Origin of the sequence: Pseudonocardia broussonetiae (assembly GCF_013155125.1) — a bacterium.
GTDB lineage: Bacteria > Actinomycetota > Actinomycetes > Mycobacteriales > Pseudonocardiaceae > Pseudonocardia > Pseudonocardia broussonetiae.
This window is the reverse complement of record NZ_CP053564.1, coordinates 2,781,039-2,800,435: the sequence shown is the minus strand read 5'-3', so window position 1 is coordinate 2,800,435 and position 19,397 is coordinate 2,781,039. Positions and strand designations below refer to the sequence as shown.

Here is a 19,397-nt window from a genome sequence, read left to right as displayed (position 1 = left end):
GCCCCGTTCGCCCAGGGCGCAAACGCGGGCCCCCGGCGAACACGGCCCGCAGGCCGCGCCGGCGGTCCTAGCGTCGGGCCACCGACGACACCCGAGGAGTCACCGTGCCCCCGCAGCCCGTCCCGCCCCTGCCCGTCCCTCCCCTGCCCGTCCCCCCGCTGCCCGCACCACAGCCGTCCCACCCCACCGCCTCCGCCTCGTCGACGGTGCTCGTCGCCGGCGCCGACCCGGTCCTCGACCATCTGCTCGACGTCCGGGTCGTGCACGTCGGCGGCGTCCTCGACGACGACGCCGCGCAGCGGGTCTGCGCCCGCCTGCGCCTGCTCGCCGCCCGCGACGCGCGCCACGACGTCGTGCTGACGGTGTCCTGCACGGGCGGTCCGGCCGGGGCCGCGCTCGCCGTCGTCGACACGATGGAGCTGATCGGCCCCGACGTCGCGACGTGCGTCGTCGGCGCCGCGGCCGGGGTCGGGCTGCTGGTCGCGGCGAGCGGCGCTCCCGGGAAGCGGACGGCCACCGCGCACGCCCGCCTCACCCTGCTGACGCCCGCGGAGCCGTTCGGGATGGCCGTGCTCGCACCCGGGCAGCGGGCCGACGTCGTCGCGCTGCTCGCCGCGCGCACCGGCCAGGGGGCCGACCGGATCACCGCCGACACCGCCGCGCGGCGCTGGTTCACCACACCCGAGGCGATCGCGTACGGGCTGGTCGACGGGCAGGCGTGACTAGGCCGCCCAGTGCCCGGGCCGGTCGCGCCCGGCCGGCAGCGTGGTCGCGGCGTCGCCGCGGGCCGCGTCGAGCTGGGACTGGACGCCGAACAGGACGCCGGTGAGGTCGGCGCCCGAGAGGTCGGCACCGCGGAGGTCGGCGCCCAGGAGGTCGGCTCCGCGCAGGTCCGCCCCGCGCAGGTCCGCGCCCAGCAGGACGGCCCCGCGCAGGCAGGCGCGGCGCAGGTCGCGCTTCCGTGCGCCGACGAGGTCGGCGCCGGCGAGGTCCGGCCCGGCCGGGTCGCGGACCTCCGCGCTCACCGCGCGCAGCAGCGCCGCCACCTCCGCCCGGTGCGCCGAGGGGTCGAGCGCGGCGAGCGCGTCGGGGGTGCCGTCGGCCAAGCGCAGCGTCTCGTCGCGGGCGCGGCGGACGGCGGCGTCGTGGCTGCTGCCGCGCTCGAGCGCCTCGGTCACGTAGGCCAGGAGCTCGTGCAGCACCCGCACCACCGGGAACACCGCGCCGACCCGGGCGTCGAGCCGCCCGCCGAAGGTCAGCTGGACGACCCGCTGGCCCGCGCCGAAGCAGTCGTAGACGGTGCAACCGGGGAAGCCGCGCTCGCGCAGCGAGGAGTGGATGCCGCAGCCGTGGTCGGGGCGCAGGTTCGGGCACGGCGTGCCGGCGGGCTTGTCGAGGGCGAAGTCGGCCGACGCGGCGAACGCGGGGAGGACGCAGCAGAGGCCGGCGCAGCGCGCGCAGTCGGCCCGCAGGTCGGTCGGGGCGAGCACCCGTCCACGGTACGGGGCCGACCGGACGCCCCTGCGCGCACGGCGCTAGCGTGTGTCCACTTCTGCATCGATGGAGAGGCCCCTCACATGCGCGTCGGCGTGCTCACCGGTGGCGGCGACTGCCCCGGACTGAACGCGGTCATCCGGGCGATCGTCCGCAAGGGCGTCCCCGAGTACGGCTACTCGTTCCTCGGCTTCCGCGACGGCTGGCGCGGTCCGCTGGAGGCGCTCACCAAGCCCCTCGACATCCCCGCCGTGCGCGGGCTGCTGCCGCGCGGCGGCACGATCCTGGGGTCGTCGCGGACCAACCCCTTCGCGGTCGAGGACGGCGTCCAGAAGATCCGCACGAACCTGCAGAACCTGGGCGTCGACGCGCTCATCGCGATCGGCGGGGAGGACACCCTCGGCGTCGCGACGAAGCTGCACGAGATCGGCGTCAACGTCATCGGGGTGCCGAAGACGATCGACAACGACCTGTCCGGCACCGACTACACGTTCGGCTTCGACACCGCGGTCAACATCGCGACCGAGGCCATCGACCGGCTGCACACCACCGCGGAGAGCCACCACCGCGCGCTCATCGTCGAGGTGATGGGGCGCCACGCCGGCTGGATCGCGCTGCACGCGGGCATGGCCGGCGGGGCCAACATCATCCTCATCCCCGAGGTGCGGTTCGACATCGAGCAGGTCTGCCGCTGGGTCGAGTCGCGGTTCCGCCTCGACTACGCGCCGATCATCGTCGTGTCCGAGGGCGCCATGCCCAAGGACCGCGACGAGTCGCTGCTGAACGGGGAGAAGGACGCGTTCGGCCACGTCCGCCTCGGCGGGATCGGCGACTGGCTGGCCAAGGAGATCGAGTCGCGCACCGGCAAGGAGGCCCGCACCACGGTGCTCGGGCACGTGCAGCGCGGCGGCACGCCGACCGCCCGCGACCGCTGGCTCGCCACCCGCTTCGGCCTGCACGCGATCGACGCCGTGCACGCCGGGCAGTGGGGGCAGATGACGGCGCTGCGCGGCACCGACATCACGATGGTGCCGCTGTCGGAGGCCACCAAGGAGCTCAAGGTCGTCGACCCGGCGCTCTACGCCGAGGCCGAGGTGTTCTTCGGGTAGTAGCTGCCGGTCCGCCGCTCCCGCCACGCGCGGTAGCGGCGGTACCCGCGGCGGACGTTGCGCCACAGCACCACCAGCAGGATGACGCCGACCACCAGCAGGACCGCGGCGATTCCGAACGCCACCACCGGCGCGACGACGACGAGCGTCGCCACCCCGGCCACGGCGACGTCCTCCCCCAGGCTCACGCCGATGTTCGTGACGGGCTCGGGCGAGGTGTTGACGATCAGCCGCAGACCGCCCTTGACGAGGTGGCTCACCAGCGCGGCCGCCCCGCCGCTCGCGGCCAGCACCGCCTGCTCCAGCGAGGTCGCGTCGCCGGCCAGCAGCAGCCCGATCACCGCGCCCGCCGTCGGGCGGATCGCGGTGGACACCGCGTCCCACAGCGAGTCGACGTAGGGGATCTTGTCGGTGACGAACTCCAGCAGGTAGAGCACCGCGGCGACGACCAGCACGTCGGTGCGGGTCAGCGCCTCGGGCACCGCCTCGATCCCGCCGAAGCGGCCCAGCACGCCGAGCACGACCACGCAGAGGTAGGCGTTGACCCCGCTCGCCCACCCGCTCGCCAGCACCGCCGGCACCAGCTCCATGCGGTCAGGCTAGGTCGGGAAGATCACGGAGCGGCCTCAGACGATGCCCTGCCGGGTGGCGGTGTAGACGATCTCGGTGCGGCGGCGGACCTCGAGCTTGTCGCGCAGGTTGCGCACGTGGAACTTGACGGTGGCCTCGCTGATCAGCAGCCGGGCGCCGATCTCGCGGTTGGACATGCCGACGGCGAGCAGGCGCAGCACCTGGTTCTCGCGGTCGGTGAGCATCGCGCCGCCGAGCTGGCGGACGGCGGGGCGGTCGTCGTCGCGCACGACGTCGACGGAGGCCTCGGCGCCGCGGGGGCGGGAGTCGAAGACGCTCTCGCCGCGCAGCAGCGCGTGGATCGCGCGGAGGATGTCGGCGGTCTCGGCGCCCTTGCGGAGGTAGCCGTGCACGCCGAGGCGCACCGTCCGCATCATGACCTCGCGGTCGCGGTTGCCCGTCAGCACGAGGATCCGGGCGCCGCGGTGGCGCTCGAGCAGCATCCGGGCGAGGTCGACGCCCGCCGAGTCGCCGCGACCCAGGTCGACGTCGAGGATCACCAGGTCGGGCGGGCAGCGGTCGGCGACCACGAGCGCGTCGCGCGGGGAGGCGGCCTCGCCGACGACGGCGAGCTCGGGGTCGGGGGCGACGAGCTGCCGCAGCCCGAAGCGGACGATGGCCTCGGAGTCGACGAGCAGCAGGCGGGCGGTCCGGCGCGCCGTCGGGGGGGCGATGCCGGTCATCGCGCGGTCGAGCAGGGCCACGTCCGGTTCGAGCACGGCTTCGGTCGTCACGGGCGAACCTCCTTGGGGCCGTCGGGCGTGTCACGCGTCACTGGTCCCGGACCCTAGGTACCGCCACGTTGCCTCGACGTTGCACGCGCAAGGAGGGCCCGCTTGCCCCGTTCGGAGGCCTGGGCGATGATGTCGCCGGGGCAAGTCCTGGAGCGACGACGCTCGGAGCACACATGACGACGCGCGGTACGCAAGGCCTGCCCGTGCCCGATCCGGTGGAGCACGCCCGCGCGCTGACCGGCATCTACGACTCGGCGATGTCCGGCGGCACGGGTGCGGAGGCGCCGCGGTCGCTGGTGTCCGCGAGCTGGCAGCGCAGCCTCGCCGCGCAGGTCGACCCCGAGCGGCAGATGCCGCGGGCGGTGCTGGCCGAGGACGACCTGCCCGACCTGCGCGACACCCACCCGCTCAACGAGGTCCTGCCGCTGCTGCGCAGCACGCTCGTGAGCATCGCCGACGAGGCCATGCACGTCATGCTCGTCACCGACGCCGACGGCACCATCCTCTGGCGCGAGGGCGCGGCCCGCCTGCTGCACATCGCCGACGACACCGGCCTGTCCCCCGGCTTCCGGATGTCCGAGGACGCGATCGGCACCAACGCGATGGGCACCACGCTGGCCATCGACGCCCCCGTGCAGATCCACTCCGCCGAGCACCTCGTGCGCGCGTTCCACGCCTGGACCTGCGCCGCCGCGCCCGTCCACGACCCCGACACCGGCGCGATCCTCGGCGCGATCGACATCAGCGGCCCGTTGCACACGGTGCACCCGGCGATGGTGCAGCTCGTCTCGGCCACCGCGCAGCTCGCCGAGAACCAGCTGCGCGTGCGCCTCGCCATCGCCGACGAGCGGCTGCGCGTGCGCAACATGCCCCACCTCACGAGCCTGCGCGGGCAGGGCGCGCTCGTCACCCCGACCGGCCGGATCATCGCCGGCGAGCCCTACGGCACCTGGCCCGAGCGCGTCGCGCTGCCCCCGGGGTCGGGCCGCGTGCTGCTCGAGGACGGCCGCGAGATGGAGGTCGAGCCGCTCGCCGAGGGCTACCTGCTGCGCACACCGCGCGCCGCCGTGCGCGCCGCGAAGCGCAGCGCGCTGTCGCTGCGGTTCACCGGGGAGTCCGGCCCGCGGGTCGTGCTCAACGGCAAGCCGGTGCAGGTCACGCTGCGCCCGGCCGAGATCCTCACCGCGCTCGCGCTGCACCCCGGCGGCCTCACCGCCGAGCGCCTGGCGCTGCTGCTCTACGGCGACGACGGCAACCCCACCACCGTCCGCGGCGAGATCCTGCGCCTGCGCGGGCTGATCGGTGCCGACGTCCTGCGCACCCGGCCCTACCGCCTCGACGCCGTCGTCGACAGCGACTTCGAGGCCGTCCGCACGGCCCTGCGCGAGGGCCGGGCCGCCGACGCGCTGCAGGCGTGCGCCGGGCCGCTGCTGCCGCGCTCGGACGCCCCGGAGATCCGCGAGCTGCGCGACCAGATCGAGGCCGGGTTGCGCCGCGCCGTCCTCGACGCCGACGACCTCGACCTGCTCGTCACGTTCGCCGCCCACCCGCTGGGCCGCGACGACCTGGAGGTGCACGACCTGCTGGTGGAGCGGCTGCCCGAGCAGGACCGCCGCCGCCCCGGCATCGTCACCCGCCGGGAGCGGCTGCTCGCCGACGGCTAGTCAGCGCGGGCCCGCGTACGGGTCGGCGATCTCGCGCAGCCGCTCCAGCGCCGCCCGCAGTTCGCGCATGGCGCGCGGCCCGAGGTGCGCCGCCCACTCGGCCTCCACCTCGGCCACGGCGGCCGCGGCAACCGGCAGCACGCGCTCCCCGCGGGCCGCGATCCGCACGAGCCGCGCGCGGCCGTCGGTGGGGTCGGGCACCCGCTCGACGTAGCCGGCGCCCTCGAGCTGGTCGACGAGGAACCCGGCCGACTGCTTGGTGATCTGCGCCTGCTCGGCGAGGTCGGTGAGCCGGCTCCCGCCCGGCGCGATGCGCTGGACGACCCGGGCCTGCGCGAGCGTCACGTCGTCGAAGCCCGCGGCGGCGACGGCGGCCATCACGCGCTGCTCCATCGCGCGGTAGGGCAGGAACAGCAGCAGCCCGGTGTTCACGCGTCCCCTCTCGACACTGGTCAGAGAATCTGACAAGATTGGTCAGCCTCTCTGACGAAAGGATAGGTGACGTGGACGAGGACGCGAGCTGGCGGGTGATCGCCGCGGAACGCCGGGCACTGGCCGATCTGCTCGACGGTCTCACGCCGCAGGAGTGGGAGGGCCCGACGCTGTGCGACGGCTGGCGGGTGCGCGACGTGGCCGCGCACGTCGCGCTGACGCCGCAGCACCCGAGCACCGGTGCGATGCTCGTCGGCGCGGTGCGGGCCCGCGGCGACTTCGACCGCCTCAACCACGACCTCTCCGTCGCCCACGCCGCGCGGCCGCCCGCGCGGCTCGTCGAGGAGCTGCGGATGCACGCGGAGAGCCGCAGGCTGCCGTTCGTCACGTCGTACCGGAACCTGCTGATGGACGTCATCACGCACGTCCAGGACGTCGCGGTCCCGCTGGGCCTGCACCACGACCCGCCCGCCGACGGCGCGCAGGCCGCGGCGCAGCGCGTGTGGGACATGGGGTGGCCCTTCCACGCGCGGCGCCGGCTGCGCGGGCTGCGGCTCGTGGCCACCGACGGCCCGTTCGCCGCGGGCGAGGGCGAGGAGGTCCGGGGCTCGACCGTCGCCCTGCTGCTCCTGATGAGCGGGCGCACCGCCGCGGCCGCCCGGGACCTCACCGGCCCCGGGACGGCCCGGCTCGCTACTCGACCGTGACGCTCTTGGCCAGGTTGCGCGGCTTGTCGACGTCGCGCTCCAGGGCCACGGCGGCGTGGTAGGCCAGGAACTGCAGCGGGATCGAGAGCAGGATCGGGTCGAGCTCCGGCTCGTTGCGCGGGATGACGATCGTGCGGTCGGCCAGCTCGACGGGCAGCTTGCGGTGCGCGAGCGCGATCACCGGGCCGCTGCGGGCCTTGATCTCCGACAGCGTCGAGGTGTTCTTGTCGAGCAGGTCGTCGTCGGGGACGATCGCGACCGTCGGCATCTCCGGGCTGATCAGCGCCAGCGGGCCGTGCTTGAGCTCGGCCGACGGGTACGCCTCGGCGTGGATGTAGGAGATCTCCTTGAGCTTCTGCGCGCCCTCGCGGGCCACCGGCCAGCCGCGGCGGCGGCCCACGAACATCATGCTGGGGCTGGGCGCGATCTCCCGCGCCACCTCGGCGATCTCGTCGGAGAGCGTGAGGATCTCGCGCACCTGCTCGGGCAGCCGCTTGAGGCCTTCGAGGATGCGGGTGCCGTCGGTGGGCGAGAGGTCCCGGATCCGGCCCAGGTGCAGGGCCAGCAGCGCGAACGCCGTCACGGTCGAGGTGAACGACTTGGTCGCCGCCACCGACATCTCCGCGCCGGCGTGGATGTAGATGCCGCCGTCCACCTGCCGCGCGATCGTCGATCCGACCACGTTGACGATCCCGATGACGCGCCCGCCCTTGCGCTGCAGCTCCTGCACCGCGGCGAGCGTGTCGACGGTCTCGCCGGACTGGCTGACCGCGACGTAGAGCGTGTCGGGCTCGACCACCGGGTTGCGGTAGCGGAACTCGCTGGCCGCCTCGCTCGTGGCGGGGAGCCGGGCGAGGTCCTCGATGAGCTGCGCGCCGAGGTCACCCGCGTAGCAGGCGCTGCCGCAGCCCAGGATCTTGACGCGGCGGAACTCGCGCGCCTCGCGGACGCTGAGGTTGAGCCCGCCCAGGTGCGCGGTCGAGAAGCGCTCGTCGAGGCGCCCGGCCAGCGCGCGCGTGATCGTCGTCGGCTGCTCCTCGATCTCCTTGATCAGGAAGTGGGCGTGGTCGCCGATCTCGGCGCCGACGACGTCCCAGTCGATCGTCGACGGGCTCTTCGCCGTGGAGGTGTCGTCGAGGGTGAAGGTGCGGTAGCCGCCCGCGGTGAGCGAGGCGAGCTCGCCGTCGTCGAGGTAGACGACCTGGCGGGTGTAGCCGACGAGCGCGGCGACGTCGGACGCCACGAACATCTCCTTCTCGCCGACGCCCAGCAGCACCGGGCTGCCGTTGCGGGCGACGACGACGCGGTCCGGGTGCTCGGCGTCGACGACGGCCAGGCCGTAGGCGCCGACGACCTGGCGCAGCGCCCAGCGCACGGCCTGCTCGAGGTCGGTCGCGCCCGCGGAGAAGGCGGCGGCGACGAGGTGCGCGACGCACTCGGTGTCGGTCTGGCTGACGAACTCGACGCCGTCGGCCGTCAGCTTCGCGCGCAGCTCCTCGGCGTTCTCGATGATGCCGTTGTGCACCACCGCGATCCGGCCGGCGGAGTCGGTGTGCGGGTGGGCGTTCTCCGGCGTCGGGCCTCCGTGGGTGGCCCAGCGGGTGTGGCCGATGCCGGGGGCGCCCTTGAAGCGCGCGGGCAGGTCGGCGGCCAGCGCCGAGACCCGGCCGCTGACCTTGCGCACCTTCAGCCCGGCCTTCGTCATCACCGCGACGCCCGCGGAGTCGTAGCCGCGGTACTCGAGCCGGCCCAGACCCTCGAGGAGGATCGGTGCCGCGTCCTGCGGGCCGACGTAGCCGACGATTCCGCACATGGAGGTTCTCCCAGGGTCGTTGTTCCGGCGTCAGCCGTAGACGAGGCGGCGCAGCTGCCGGGCCGACAGCGCGGGCGGGGACACCCGCCGCGTCGCCAGCTCGGGGCCGAGCGCCGCGAAGATCCGGTCGTTGTGCCAGCCGCGGTTCCTGAGCTCGGCGTGGCGGCGGCGGACGTAGTCCTGCACCGGCTCCGCGAAGTAGCTCAGCACCTCGGCCACCACCCGCTCGGCCTCGCTCGCGCTCAGCGGGGAGCTGCGCACGAGGTGGTCGACGAGATCGTCGTACGGACCGGGCACCCGGAGGATGCTGCCGGAGAACCGGCGGAACGCCAAATCCCTGCCCGGAATCGGGCAGGACTCGGCGCGGCGTCGGACTACGGCCAAAAGAAGCCCGCGAGTCGGGGTCTCGTGGCGAGTGTGTCGGGGCGGTGGTGCGGACGTGGTGGCGCCTTCGCGGACGGGCGCCGTCTCTTCGGCTGCGCCTGCCGCCTCACGATGCTCGTGATCGCCGGGAGTGAGCCGTCACGGCCCTCCCGACGACCGCCACGACGCACTCCCGACGATCACGGGGCCCGGAACGGCTCCCCGCCGAGACCGTCACCAGCGGTGCGGATCCGGCCCCGCACCCGGCGCGTCACCCCCGAGCTGCGCACCTTCACGCGTCCTGCGCGTGCCGGGCCGTGCGCAGACCGCCGGGAGCCGCGCAGTTAGCGGTCCGGCGACGGGCGCGTGGTCGCTGCTGCCGCGCGTTCTGCGGAACGCAGATCCCCTGCCGGGCAATGATCACCGGAAGTGCGCACTCACGGCCCTCTCTGCGACCGTCACGTCACTCTCCCGGCGATCACGGATCGCGAGCTCTGCCGGCACCACCCGCAACGAGAGCCCGACACGGTCGCAACGAGAGCCCGACTCGCGGGGCTTCAGCGGCAAACTCGCGGGGCTTCAGCGGCGAACTCGCCGGGCGGCGGCGGCGAACTCGCGGGGCTTGAGCGGCAAACTCGCCGGGCAGCGGCGGACTCGGCGGGGGTCAGGCTGCCGGCTCCAGCTCCCCCGCCCTCCACAGCCGGGCGTAGGGGCCGCCGGCCGCCACCAGCACCGCGTGCGGGCCCTCCTCCACGATCCGGCCCCCCTCCAGCACCACGATCCGGTCCGACCGGGCGGCCGTGGCGAGGCGGTGGGCGACCACGAAGGCGGTGCGGCGGGAGACCACGCGATCGCCCGCCGCGAGGACCGCGGCCTCGGTGGCGGGATCGAGCGCGGCGGTGGCCTCGTCGAACAGCAGGATGTCGGGGTCGACCAGCTCGGCCCGGGCCAGCGCGATGAGCTGGCGCTGCCCCGCCGACAGGCCCTGCCCGCGCTCGCCGACCGGGTGCCGGAACCCGCCGGGCAGCGTGCGGACGAGGTCGAGCGCCCCGACCGCGCGGGCCGCCGCCTCGATCTCGGCGGGCGTCGCCGAGGGGCGGCCGTAGGCGATGTTGGCGGCCACGTCGCCGGTGAACAGGTGCGGCTCCTGCGGGACGATCCCCAGCCGGTGCCGGTAGTCGGCGAGGGCGAAGCGCCGCACGTCGACCCCGTCGACGAGGACGGCCCCCGACCCGGCGTCGTAGAACCGCGCGAGCAGCTTCACCAGCGTCGACTTCCCCGCGCCGGTCGCCCCGACCAGCGCCACCGTCTCCCCCGGGGCGACCCGCAGCGACACGTGGTCCAGGGCCGGGCCGGGTGCGCCGGGGTAGGCGAAGCAGACCTCGCGCAGCTCGACCTCGCCGCGCAGCCGATCGGGCACCGGGGTGGGCTCGCCGTCGGGCACGGGCTGCACGGAGGTGGGCGTGCGCAGCAGGTCGGAGATCCGGCTGAGGCCGACGCGCGCCTGCTGGTAGGCGTCGAACACCTGCGAGAGCTGCTGCACCGGGGAGAAGAACAGGCCGAGGTAGAGCAGGAACGCGGTGAGCACGCCGGGGGTGAGGTCGCCGGCCGCGACCCGGGCTGCGCCGACGCCGAGCACCGCCACCTGCGAGACGTCCGAGAGCAGCGCGACGAACGGGAAGTACGTCGCGATGTAGCGCTGGGCCCGCATGCGGCTGCGGCGGTAGGCGTCGCTGCGGTCGGAGAAGGCGGCGGCGCTGCGCTCCTCGCGGACGTAGGCCTGCGCGATCCGGACGCCGGAGACGTTCTCCTGCATGTCGGCGTTGACGGCGCCGACCTTCTCCCGCGCCTCCGCGTACGCCCGCGACGACAGCCGCCGGAACACCACGGTGGCCACGACCAGCACCGGCAGCACCGCCAGTGCGACGAGCGCCAGCGACGCGTCGGTGACCAGCAGCGCCACCGCCACCCCGACGACGGTGAGCAGGCTGACGACGGCCTGCGCGAGCCCGGTCTGCAGGAACGTCGAGAGCGCGTCGACGTCGGTCGTCATCCGCGTCATGATCCGGCCGGACAGCTCGCGCTCGTAGTAGTCGAGCCCGAGCCGCTGCAGATGGGCGTAGCTGCGCACGCGCAGCAGGTAGAGCAGGCTCTCCCCGGCCCGCGACGTGACGACGGTCTGCGCGGCGACGACGAACCACCCCAGCGCGACGACGCCCAGCCCGAGCAGCGTGGCGGTGAGCAGCGTGCTGGGCGAGCCGGCGGTGATGCCGCCGTCGACGGCGAGCCGGGCGACGGTCGGGAAGGCGAGCGTGGTGAGCGCGTCGAGCGACACCAGCACGATCGTCAGCGCGAGCAGCCAGCGCACCGGCCGCAGCAGCTTGACGAGCCGGAAGCCGGGGTCGGGGGCGGTGGGCTCCTCGTCGCCCAGGCGGGGGGTCTCGCGGGCGGGCGGGAGCGCGTCGACGGCCGCGGCGAGCGCGGGCGTCATGGGCAGCGCCCCGGCCATCGCCGACGGCCCCCCGACGCCCGACGCCCGACCCGTCCCGGTGCCCGCCGACGCCGCGGCCGCGCGCAGCGCCCCGTCCGACGCCGTGGCGGCCGCGGGCTCGGGCCACAGCTCGGGGGTGACGCCGCCGGGCCCGGCCGTGGTGGCGGCGGGCGACGGCGCGTCCTCGACGGCGAGCAGCTCGCGGAACAGCGGGCAGCGCGCCGTCAGCTCCGCCTCGGTGCCGACGTCGACGAGCTTCCCGGCGTCGAGCACGGCCACCCGGTCGGCGAGCGCGAGCGTGGAGCGGCGGTGCGCGACGAGCAGCGTCGTGCGCCCCGCCGTGAGCGTGCGGAGGGTGTCGTGGATGGCGGCCTCGGTGGCGCTGTCGACGGCCGAGGTGGCGTCGTCGAGCACCAGGACCCGGGGGTCGGTGAGCACCGCGCGGGCCAGGGCGATGCGCTGGCGCTGCCCGCCCGAGAGCGTCAGGCCGCGCTCGCCGACCATCGTGTCGTAGCCGTCGGGGAGGCGGTCGACGAACTCGTCGACCTGGGCGGCGCGGGCGGCGGCGCGCACCTCGGCGTCGGAGGCGTCCGGGCTGCCGTAGGCGATGTTGGCGCGGACGGTGTCGGAGAACAGGAACGCCTCCTCGAACACCACCCCGAGCTCGCGGCGCAGGTCGACCAGGCGCAGGTCGGGCAGCGGGACGCCGCCCAGGCGCAGCTCCCCGTCCTGCGGGTCGTAGAACCGCGGCAGCAGCAGTGCGACCGTCGACTTGCCGGACCCGGCCGTGCCGACCAGCGCGAGCGTCTCCCCCGGCGCGACCGTCAGCGACACCCCGTCGAGGACGGGCTCCTTGCGCGAGTAGCCGAACCGGACGCCGTCGAGCTCGACCGACAGCGGCCCCTCGGGCAGCTGCGCCGGGACGGGCGGGTCGACGACGTCGGGCTGGGAGTCGACGAGGTCGTACACCCGCTCGACGCCCGCTCGCGCGAGCTGCGCCGACACGACGAGCGAGCCGAGCAGCCGCGCGGGGCCGACGAGCCCGGCGACGTAGGTCGTGAAGGCGAGGAACGTGCCCAGCGTGATCGAGCCGGTGAGCGCGAGGTACCCGCCGAGGCCGATGACGCCGACCTGGCCGAGCGTGGGCAGCGCGAGCAGCGTCGGGTTGAGCCGCGCGGTGAGGCGGGCGGCGCGCATCCGCTCGGCGTAGAGCGTGCGGGCGCGGCCCTCCAGCGTCCCGACCTCGCGCGCCTCCTGCCCGAACCCCTTGACGACCCGGACGCCGGTGACGGTCTCCTCCACCTGCTGCGCGACGTCGGCCGCCCGCTGCTGCGCCGACCACGTCGCCGGGAACAGCGACGCCCGCGACCGCGCGGTGACGAACCCGGCGAGCGGCAGCAGCACCAGCGCGACGAGCGTCAGCAGCGGCGAGAGCCACAGCATCGCCGCCACCGAGGCGACGACGAGCACCACCGAGCCCAGCGCGAGCGGCACCATCGACAGCAGCGACTGGACGAGCTGCAGGTCGGTGATCGAGCGCGACACCACCTGGCCGGTGCGCAGGGCGTCCTGCCGGTGGCCGTCGAGGCGCTGGACCGACGCGAACACCTGGCGGCGCAGGTCGTGCTGGACGTCGAGCGCGAGGCGCCCGGCCAGGAAGCGCCGCAGGAACGACGCCCCGAACCGGACGAGCGCGAGCGCGCCGATCGCCGCGACGACCGGGCCGAGGACGGCGGTGGAGCCGGCCACGGCGTCGTCGACGGCCACGCGCGTCAGCAGCGGGCCGACGGCCTCGAGGCTGACGCCGAGCGCGGACGCCACGAGCGCGCCGATCGCGACGCCGCGGTGGCGCAGGCACGCGCCGACGAGGCGGCGGATCCATCCGGGTGGTGGGGAGCCGGGTGGTGGGGAGTCGGGCACGTCAGGGAACAGCGCCGGGACGGGCGGTGGCATTCCGCCGCGCACCCGGTTGCAGGAAAGCCACGTTCATGCAACGGAGCTGCATGAACGTGGCTTTCCTGCAAGTCACGTCGAGCGTCACGTCACGTCCCGCCGCCCGCCCACCCACCCGGCCAGCGCGGCCCCCACCGCCGTCCACCCGCCCAGCACCAGCAGCGCCCCCCACCACGGCGGCGGTGCGGCCACCCCGGCGGCGAGGCCCAGCAGGTCCGACGCGCTCTCCGGCCCGCCCAGCACCCGCGCCGGCACGTCGTAGACCGCCACCTCGCCCGCGTTCACCGGCAGCCACGCGCTGAGCGCCGCGACCGACGCCGAGTCGTTCGCGGTGAGCAGCAGCGACAGCAGCGGCTCGCCGAGCAGCACGTACACCAGCAGCAGCACGAGCACGGTGACCTGGTTGCTCAGCACCGTGCCCAGCGCGACGCCGAACGCGCCCCACAGCGCGCACACGGCCGCGCCGATCCCGACCACGGCGAGCAGCGCGCCCGGCTCGGGGACCTGCGCGCTCTCCTGCCCCGCCAGCCCGCCCGCGACGCCGACCGCCGACGCCACCAGCGCGTAGACGGCGCCGACCGCGGCCGCCACCAGCACCTTCGCCGCGAGCACCCCGCCCCGGCCCGGGGCCGTGAGGTAGGTCGTGGTGATCGTGCGGTGCCGGAACTCCCCCGCCGCCGAGACCGCGCCGTGCACGCCGGCGAAGGTGGCCGTCAGCGCGAGCGAGTAGGCCAGCGAGGCGAGCAGCAGCGGCAGGGTGTCCTCCGCGTCGGAGCCCCCGCCGAGCGCGAGCGTGAAGACGCCGCCGAACAGGTTGACCAGCAGCGTCAGCAGGGCGACCGGGACCAGCAACCCCCACCACAGCTTCGTCGACAGCGTCTTGCGCAGCTCGCTGCGCACCAGCGCGGCGATCACCGGGCACCCGCCGTCAGTCCGAAGTAGAGCTGTTCGAGGTCGACGCGCTCGGCCTCCAGGCCGTGCAGAGCGACGCCCGCGGCCAGCGCGACGTCGCCGACGCGGGCCGGGTCGGCACCGGTGACGGCCAGGCGCCCGTCGCGCCGCGCCTCGACCTCGGGCATCCCGGCCTTCGCGAGCGCCTCGGCCAGGCGCGCCGGGTCGGGCGTGGCGACGAGCACCCGCGGGCGCCCCCGCAGCCGCGCCAGCGGGCCCTGGTGCACGCAGTGCCCCCGGTTGATGACGACGACGTGGTCGACGGTCTGCTCGACCTCCGCGAGCGCGTGGCTCGACACCAGCACCGTGCGCCCCTGCCCGGCGAAGCCGCGGACGAACGCGCGCAGCCAGGCGATGCCCTCCGGGTCGAGCCCGTTGGCCGGCTCGTCGAGCACGAGGACCTGCGGGTCGCCCAGCAGCGCGGTGGCCAGCGACAGGCGCTGCTTCATGCCCAGGGAGAAGCCGCCGACGGGCCGGTTGGCCGCGGTGTCGAGTCCGACCGCGCGCAGCACGTGCCCGACCGCGGCGTCGGGCACGCGGATCGCCGCCGCGCACGCCGCGAGGTGCGCCCGCGGCGTGCGCGCCGGGTGGAAGCCCTGCGCCTCCAGCACGGCGCCGACGACCCGCGCCGGGTGCGGCAGCTCCCCGAAGCGCAGGGCGTTGATCCGCGCCTCACCGGACGTCGGCGCGACGAGCCCGAGCAGCATCCGCAGCGTCGTCGTCTTCCCGGACCCGTTGGGGCCCAGGAAGCCGGTGACGGTGCCGCGCTCGACGGCGAAGCTCAGGTCCTCCACCGCGCTCACCGGCCCGAACCGCTTCGTGAGCCGCTGCACGGTGATCCGCCCGCTGCCGTCGTCGCCCCGCGCTGCCGTCACCGGCCCGATCCTGCCGCACCGCCCCCGGGCGGGGTCCCGGACGCCCGGGTCAGACCGCGAGCGCGGCCCGGACGGCGGCCCCCGCCTCCTCGTAGGACCCGCGCGTGTGCCCGATCGCGCCGGCCAGCCACCAGAAGCCGTGGATCATCGACGGGTTCTGCAGGTGCGTCACCGGCACGCCCGCCCCGGACAGGGCGGCGGCGTAGGCGTCGCCCTCGTCGCGCAGCGGGTCGAACCCGGCGGTGATCACCGTGGCCGGCGGCAGGTCGGCGTGGCTCGCGGCCCGCAGCGGCGACACGTAGGGGTCCTCCACCAGCGTCGGGCTGGAGAGGTAGTGGCTGTAGAACCAGTCCATCGCGCTCTTCGTGAGCAGGTAGCCCTCGCCGTTCTCCACCCGCGAGACGTACTCGCCGCCCGCGTCGACGGCCGGGTAGATGAGCAGCTGGTGGGCGATCGCGGGGCCGCCGCGGTCGCGCGCCATCAGCGTGACGGCCGCGGCCAGGTTGCCGCCCGCGCTGTCGCCGGCCACCACGAGCCGGGTGGCGTCGACGCCCAGCTCGGACGCGTGCTCGGCCACCCACGCCGTCGCGGCGTAGCAGTCGTCGGGTGCCGCCGGGTAGACGTCCTCGGGCGCCTTGCGGTAGCCGACGGACACGACGACGGCGTCGACGATGGTCGCCAGCAGGCGGCACGGCTTGTCGGCCACCTCGATCGAGCCGATCACCCACCCGCCGCCGTGGAAGTAGAGGATCACGGGCTTGGGGCCGTCGCCCGCGGTCCGGTAGACCCGGACCGGGATCTCGCCCGCGGGGCCGGGTACGACGGTGTCGGTCACCTCGGCGACCTCGGGCTCGCCCTGCAGGTCGATGAAGGCCATGCCCATCTCCCGCGCCTCCGGCACGGTCATCTCGGCGAAGTCCTTGGCCCCCTGCGCCGCCATGGCGTCGAGGAGCCCCCTGGCCTGTGCGTCGAGCGTCATCGCTCTCCTCCGGTTCGTGGATGTGGATCGGACGCAACACCGTCGTGGCCGTCCCGTCAACGCCTTCTCCCCGGTTGTCCGAATCGCTATCGTCGGCTCGCGCATGTGCCGTGCGCCACAGGGAGGAACGCATGACCGGCTCGACCCTCGATCTCTCCACCGCGGCCGCCGACTTCACCGCCATCCTGGGCCACTGGGAGGCCGAGCGGCCCGACGCGCCCGCCGTCACCTTCGCGGGCACCACCCGCACCTGGGCCGAGTTCGCCCGCCGGGTGCGCCAGAACGCGGCCGCGCAGCGGGCCGCCGGGCTGCGGCCGGGCGACCGGGTGGCCGTGCTCGACCTCAACCACCCCTCCTGCGTCGAGATGACGCTGGCCTGCGCGCAGGTCGGCACGGCCAACGCCGTCGTCAACTTCCGGCTCGCGCCGCCCGAGATCGTGTACGTCGTCAACGACTCGCAGGCGCGGATCCTGTTCGTCGGCCCGGAGTTCGCCGCGGCCGTGGCGCAGGTGCGCGACAAGCTGCCCGCGATCGAGCAGATCGTCCACGTGGGCGGCGACGCCGACGAGTACGAGGCCTGGATCGGCGCGCACGAGCCCGACCACGACGTGCACCCGTCGGCGCCCGGCGACTGCTTCGTGCAGCTCTACACCTCGGGCACCACCGGCTTCCCCAAGGGCGCGATGCTCACCCACGCCGGGATGCTCGCGCACGCCACGAACGTCATGGCCGACTTCGACGTCGACGCCGACTCGCGCGTGCAGGTCGCCATGCCGCTGTTCCACGTCGGCGGCACGAGCTACGTGCTGCTCGCGATCGCGTCGGGCGCGCACTCGTTCATGATGCGGATGCCCGACCCGGCCGCCGCGCTGGAGATGCTGGAGCGCGAGCGGATCACGCACACGTTCTACGTCCCGGCGCTGATGGCCGCGATGCTGCAGGTGCCCGGCGTCGCCGACCGCGACTTCTCGTCGGTGAAGGCCCTGTCCTACGGCGCGTCGCCGATGCCGCTGCCCGTCATGCGCGGCTGCCTGAAGCTGTTCCCGGACGTGATGCACCAGGTCTACGGCATGACCGAGCAGTGCGGCGTCGTCAGCTCGCTGGGCCCGGAGGACCACACCGACCCGGCCGTCGAGCACCGCCTGATCTCCGCGGGCACGCCGATCCACGGGGTCGAGATCGAGATCCGCGACCCGGCCACCGGCGACCCCGTCGCCACCGGGGAGCCCGGCGAGATCTGGGTGCGCTCGGCGCAGGTCATGGGCGGCTACTGGGGCAAGCCCGAGGCCACGGCGGCCGCGATCACCGAGGACGGCTGGCTGCGCTCGGGCGACGGCGGGCACATGGACGCCGACGGCTACGTCTACGTCACCGACCGCATCAAGGACATGATCATCAGCGGCGGGGAGAACATCTACCCGGCCGAGATCGAGCGCGTGCTGGCCGAGCACCCGAGCGTCGCCGACGTCGCCGTGATCGGGGTGCCCGACGAGCGGTGGGGCGAGGTGCCCAAGGCCGTCGTCGTGGCGGCCCCCGGCGCCGGGATCGACGAGGCCGCGCTGCTGGCCTGGTGCCGCGAGCACCTGGCGGCCTTCAAGTGCCCCAAGTCGGTGGACGTGCTCGACGAGCTCCCCCGCAACCCCACGGGCAAGATCCTCAAGAAGGACCTGCGCAAGCCGTACTGGGAGGGCAAGGAGCGGCAGGTGGTCTGACGCTCGGCGGACCACGCCGTCGACGGCCACCGCGGCGGCGCGGCGGGCGGTGATCAGCGCTGGGGCGCGAAGCCGAAGGCGGTGATCACCGGCAGGTCGCCGCGACGCAGGCCGTCGAGCACGAACCGTTCGTGCGGGACGACAGGCTCGGGCAGCGCGTCGAGCGGGTACCAGCCCAGCCCGGCGCTCCGCTCGGGCTCCATCGTGCGCGGCTCGCCGGTCCAGCGGCGGCAGGAGAAGAAGAAGTCGACGCGCTCGTCGATCTCCAGGCCGTTGGCGTGCGTGCGGTGCATGGTCGTCAGGGGGACGAGGTCGCGCTGCTCGACGACGATCCCCAGCTCCTCGACGGCCTCCCGGCACGCCGCCGCGAACACCGGCTCGTCGGCCTCCACGTGCCCCGCGGCCGCGGCGGCCCAGTAGCCGTCGCGGTAGCCGGTGCCCTGGCGCAGCTGCAGCAGGACGCGCCCGTCGCCGTCGATCAGCAGCACGTACGCGGCAGGCACGACCCGGAACCCCACGGGCGGCGACCCTACCCGGGGCCCCGCACCCGGGCTCGCACACAGGCCGCGGGGCTCGCACACAGGGCCGGGCCTGTGTGCGACCCCCCGGAGCTGTGTGCGAGCCGGGGGTTGCGCGGCGGAGGACAGTCGTCCCCATGGCGGTTCGGATGGCGGAGCACGTGGCGACCTCGTTCGGCGACCTGCGGGTCGAACCCACCCCGGTGCGGCTGCGCGGCAGCGTCGACGGAGCCCCGGCCCTCGACACGACCGAGGCGCTGCTCGTGTGGGAGCCGGGGCGGGTGGTGCCGCAGTACGCGGTGCCCGTCGCGGACGTCGTGGCCGAGCTCGTCCCCGGGGGCGACGGACCCCGCCACGGCCCGGGCGCCCAGCCGCTGGGCCCCGACGGCCGGTCGGTGCTGACGCCCGACACCGGCTTCGGCGTGCACACCTCCGACGGCGAGCCCCTGACGATCCGACTCGGGGGCGTCGAGCGGGTGGGCGCCGCGTTCCGCCCGGCCGACCCCGCGCTCGCGGGCTACGTCGTCGTCGACTTCGCGGCGCTGGACTGGACCGAGGAGGACGAGCCCGTCGTCAGCCACCCCCGCGACCCGTTCCACCGCGTCGACGCCCGGCCGTCCTCGCGCCACGTCCGGATCGCGCTGGACGGGCAGGTGCTCGCCGACAGCCGCCGCCCGCTGCTGGTCACCGAGACGTGGCTGCCAGTGCGCTGGTACCTCCCGCCCGGCGACGTCCGCACCGACCTGCTGACGCCCAGCGGCACCGTCACGGCGTGCGCGTACAAGGGCGTCGCCCGCTACGACGCCATCGGGGGCCGCGACATCGCCTGGCGCTACCCGGCGCCGCTGCCGGGCATGGAGGCGCTCGCCGGGCTCGTCTCGTTCTTCACCGAGCACGTCGACGTGAGCATCGACGGCGTCGACGTGACGCGTCCCGTCTCCCCCTGGACGTGACGTGACCCGTCGGTAACAT

Annotated in this window: 17 protein-coding genes; 6 read left to right on the top strand and 11 right to left on the bottom strand. The window is 74.9% G+C overall.

Annotation, left to right across the window (positions count from 1 at the left end; all coding sequences use genetic code 11):
* The first annotated feature begins 104 nt into the window (after positions 1-104).
* Positions 105-722, top strand: coding sequence for an ATP-dependent Clp protease proteolytic subunit (locus HOP40_RS14030; protein ID WP_172158544.1), 618 nt, complete (start codon positions 105-107; stop codon positions 720-722).
* On the opposite strand, the gene HOP40_RS14025 is transcribed toward HOP40_RS14030, so the two are convergent.
* A complete protein-coding gene (locus HOP40_RS14025) occupies positions 723-1,490 on the bottom strand; it encodes a pentapeptide repeat-containing protein (RefSeq protein WP_172158541.1) in 768 nt (255 codons plus the stop codon). It lies immediately after the preceding gene.
* Between the two features lie 87 nt (positions 1,491-1,577).
* On the opposite strand from HOP40_RS14025, the gene HOP40_RS14020 reads away from it, so the two are divergent.
* Positions 1,578-2,603, top strand: coding sequence for a 6-phosphofructokinase (locus HOP40_RS14020; protein WP_172158539.1), 1,026 nt, complete (start codon positions 1,578-1,580; stop codon positions 2,601-2,603).
* Here the strand turns inward: HOP40_RS14020 and HOP40_RS14015 are convergent.
* Both HOP40_RS14015 and HOP40_RS14010 read right to left on the bottom strand, forming a co-directional pair.
* Entirely contained in the window at positions 2,573-3,193 is a 621-nt protein-coding gene (locus HOP40_RS14015) for a DUF4126 domain-containing protein (protein ID WP_172158537.1), read from the bottom strand. The genes HOP40_RS14020 and HOP40_RS14015 overlap by 31 nt on opposite strands.
* A gap of 36 nt (positions 3,194-3,229) precedes the next feature.
* The gene (locus HOP40_RS14010; protein ID WP_240157666.1) at positions 3,230-3,967 is read right to left on the bottom strand and encodes a LuxR C-terminal-related transcriptional regulator; all 738 of its coding nucleotides are present in this window, start codon (positions 3,965-3,967) and stop codon (positions 3,230-3,232) included.
* Positions 3,968-4,140: 173 nt separating this feature from the next.
* Here HOP40_RS14010 and HOP40_RS14005 point away from each other — a divergent pair, with 173 nt between their 5' ends.
* Positions 4,141-5,631, top strand: coding sequence for a helix-turn-helix domain-containing protein (locus HOP40_RS14005; protein WP_172158534.1), 1,491 nt, complete (start codon positions 4,141-4,143; stop codon positions 5,629-5,631).
* Here the strand turns inward: HOP40_RS14005 and HOP40_RS14000 are convergent, their stop codons facing one another.
* On the bottom strand, positions 5,632-6,063 hold the full coding sequence (locus tag HOP40_RS14000) for a MarR family winged helix-turn-helix transcriptional regulator (protein WP_240157665.1): 432 nt from the start codon (positions 6,061-6,063) through the stop codon (positions 5,632-5,634).
* A gap of 71 nt (positions 6,064-6,134) precedes the next feature.
* Between HOP40_RS14000 and HOP40_RS13995 the strand changes: the two genes are divergently transcribed.
* On the top strand, positions 6,135-6,770 hold the full coding sequence (locus HOP40_RS13995) for a maleylpyruvate isomerase family mycothiol-dependent enzyme (RefSeq protein WP_172158523.1): 636 nt from the start codon (positions 6,135-6,137) through the stop codon (positions 6,768-6,770).
* Here HOP40_RS13995 and glmS read toward each other — a convergent pair.
* The 6 genes from glmS to HOP40_RS13965 all read right to left on the bottom strand — a co-directional run bounded on the left by glmS (position 6,757) and on the right by HOP40_RS13965 (position 16,195).
* The gene (glmS, locus tag HOP40_RS13990; protein ID WP_172158520.1) at positions 6,757-8,583 is read right to left on the bottom strand and encodes a glutamine--fructose-6-phosphate transaminase (isomerizing); all 1,827 of its coding nucleotides are present in this window, start codon (positions 8,581-8,583) and stop codon (positions 6,757-6,759) included. The genes HOP40_RS13995 and glmS overlap by 14 nt on opposite strands.
* Before the next feature lie 30 nt (positions 8,584-8,613).
* Complete coding sequence (locus HOP40_RS13985; RefSeq protein ID WP_205347193.1) at positions 8,614-8,880, bottom strand: hypothetical protein; 267 nt, start codon at positions 8,878-8,880, stop codon at positions 8,614-8,616.
* A 730-nt stretch (positions 8,881-9,610) separates the two neighbouring features.
* Positions 9,611-13,390 carry an ABC transporter ATP-binding protein gene (locus HOP40_RS13980; protein ID WP_172158518.1) on the bottom strand — a complete coding sequence of 1,260 codons (3,780 nt, stop codon included), beginning with the start codon at positions 13,388-13,390 and terminating at the stop codon, positions 9,611-9,613.
* Positions 13,391-13,474: 84 nt separating this feature from the next.
* A complete protein-coding gene (locus HOP40_RS13975; protein WP_172158513.1) occupies positions 13,475-14,305 on the bottom strand; it encodes a hypothetical protein in 831 nt (276 codons plus the stop codon).
* Positions 14,302-15,216 (bottom strand): ATP-binding cassette domain-containing protein, encoded by a 915-nt coding sequence (locus HOP40_RS13970; protein ID WP_172158510.1) that lies wholly within the window; start codon positions 15,214-15,216, stop codon positions 14,302-14,304. Before HOP40_RS13970 ends, HOP40_RS13975 begins: the two co-directional genes overlap by 4 nt.
* Positions 15,217-15,265: 49 nt before the next feature.
* Entirely contained in the window at positions 15,266-16,195 is a 930-nt protein-coding gene (locus tag HOP40_RS13965) for an alpha/beta hydrolase (protein WP_172158507.1), read from the bottom strand.
* Positions 16,196-16,326: 131 nt separating this feature from the next.
* Between HOP40_RS13965 and HOP40_RS13960 the strand changes: the two genes are divergently transcribed.
* Positions 16,327-17,907: a long-chain-fatty-acid--CoA ligase gene (locus HOP40_RS13960; RefSeq protein WP_172158505.1), complete on the top strand. Its 1,581-nt coding sequence runs from the start codon at positions 16,327-16,329 to the stop codon at positions 17,905-17,907.
* Between the two features lie 53 nt (positions 17,908-17,960).
* Here HOP40_RS13960 and HOP40_RS13955 read toward each other — a convergent pair whose 3' ends face one another.
* Positions 17,961-18,410: an NUDIX hydrolase gene (locus tag HOP40_RS13955; RefSeq protein ID WP_240157664.1), complete on the bottom strand. Its 450-nt coding sequence runs from the start codon at positions 18,408-18,410 to the stop codon at positions 17,961-17,963.
* Positions 18,411-18,562: 152 nt separating this feature from the next.
* Here HOP40_RS13955 and HOP40_RS13950 point away from each other — a divergent pair, with 152 nt between their 5' ends.
* Positions 18,563-19,378 carry a DUF427 domain-containing protein gene (locus HOP40_RS13950; protein WP_172158502.1) on the top strand — a complete coding sequence of 272 codons (816 nt, stop codon included), beginning with the start codon at positions 18,563-18,565 and terminating at the stop codon, positions 19,376-19,378.
* Positions 19,379-19,397: the final 19 nt, after the last annotated feature.